Annotated in this window: 2 protein-coding genes; one reads left to right on the forward strand and one right to left on the reverse strand. The window is 58.4% G+C overall.

What is annotated here, in order from left to right; all coding sequences use genetic code 11:
- Positions 1-89 precede the first annotated feature (89 nt).
- Positions 90-827 carry a substrate-binding periplasmic protein gene (locus tag ACW9JE_RS30650; protein WP_457434895.1) on the reverse strand — a complete coding sequence of 246 codons (738 nt, stop codon included), beginning with the start codon at positions 825-827 and terminating at the stop codon, positions 90-92.
- A gap of 256 nt (positions 828-1,083) precedes the next feature.
- Between ACW9JE_RS30650 and ACW9JE_RS30655 the strand changes: the two genes are divergently transcribed.
- Positions 1,084-1,536 carry a GNAT family N-acetyltransferase gene (locus tag ACW9JE_RS30655; protein ID WP_457434896.1) on the forward strand — a complete coding sequence of 151 codons (453 nt, stop codon included), beginning with the start codon at positions 1,084-1,086 and terminating at the stop codon, positions 1,534-1,536.
- The last annotated feature ends 57 nt before the right edge of the window (positions 1,537-1,593 follow it).

Consider the following 1,593-nt stretch of genomic DNA (forward strand, 5'->3'; position numbering starts at 1 on the left):
TACAGGGAATCACCACGCCCCGTAGGAGCGAGGCTTGCCCGCGAAGGCGCCAGACCAGACACCACATAACCAATCTTGCAGCTGCCCCTCTACATCCCATGCTGCCTGAGCAAACGCGCATAACTCCCATCCGCCTTCATCCTGGCAATCTCCCGGTCAAAACCGGCGACGATCTGCTCATGCTTCGGATTCTTCAGGCTCACCAGAATATGCAGGCTGTTCTCACTCACCGGCCTGGGCAAAAACTCCACGGCATTGCGCACCTTGGCCGACTCCCGGGCCAGGTAATAACGGGCGACGTATTCGTCTTCCAGCGTCAGTTTGACCCTGTCGGCGGCCACCATGCGCACGGCCAGGGCGAAATTGTGGACCGGCACTTTCTGCAGTGATTCGTCTTCATCGAACGCCGGCGAATAGGCATAGCCACGCACGATCGCCACGGGGTAGGTGTGCAGCTGCTGCAGGTTGTTGTATTCGATGGGGGCATCCTTGCGCTTGATGAAGCGGATGCGATTCAGCAGATACTCGCCGGAAAACTGCCCAAGCTTGGTGCGGTCTTCGCTGTACCAGGCGTTGACCAGGACGTCGTACCGGCCTTCGCCCAATCCCAGCAGCGCACGGGCCCAGGGCACCTGCTCGAAATCACTGGCATAGCCGGCTCGCGCCAGTGCGGTACTGACAATGTCGGTTGCCAACCCACCGTTGACCAGCGTGGCGTCGGTGAAAGGTGGCCAGGCGTCCGCCACCAGGCGCAGTTTCTCCGCTGCTGCGTGCTGGGCCAGCAACAGCAAAACGATAAGAGCAAAGACTCGACGCAATCGCGGCATGCTCGAAAATCCTTAGCGGGCGGGGTGCCCGACGTATTTTTCAGCTAAATCTCCAAGCCCCTTACCGGCACGCCCAGGTGCAAAACGTTAGTTCATTGAAGCCACTGCAAATCGCTGCAATCCAGATTACACAAAGTAGGCGGTGGCGCGAGAAATGAATGATGGCATTTTGGTCTTTGTCACAGATTTCTCCGCCATAAAGACATCTACCGTTCGGACGCTTAGTATCTGGAAGAAGTTTCCAGGGAATCAAAACATGACAATCGAATGGGTCTGCAAACACCACAGCGATCTGGGCATCCAGCAGCTGTATGCGATCTTGCAGCTGCGCGCCGAGGTGTTCGTCGTCGAGCAGAAATGCTTCTACGAGGACATCGATGGCCAGGATCTGGAGGGTGACACCTGCCATTTGATGGCCTGGGACGAGGATCGGCTGGTGGCCTACCTGCGTCTGCTCGATCCGGAGCTACAGGGCGGTGACGTGGTGATCGGACGGGTCGTGACCTCACCGGCGGCTCGTGGCCAGGGGCTGGGGCATGAAATGATGGAACAGGCACTGAAACAGGCGGAAAAGCGCTGGCCGGACATGCCGATTTACCTCTCGGCACAGGCGCATTTGCAGGGGTATTACGGGCGGTACGGGTTTGTGGTGGCGGGGGAGGAGTATGTCGAGGATGGCATTCCGCACATAGGTATGCGTCGTTCCTGAGGGCCTCTTCGCGAGCAAGCCCGCTCCCACATTGGATTTGTGAACGACGCAGATCCA

Source organism: Pseudomonas sp. SDO55104_S430, from assembly GCF_054070595.1.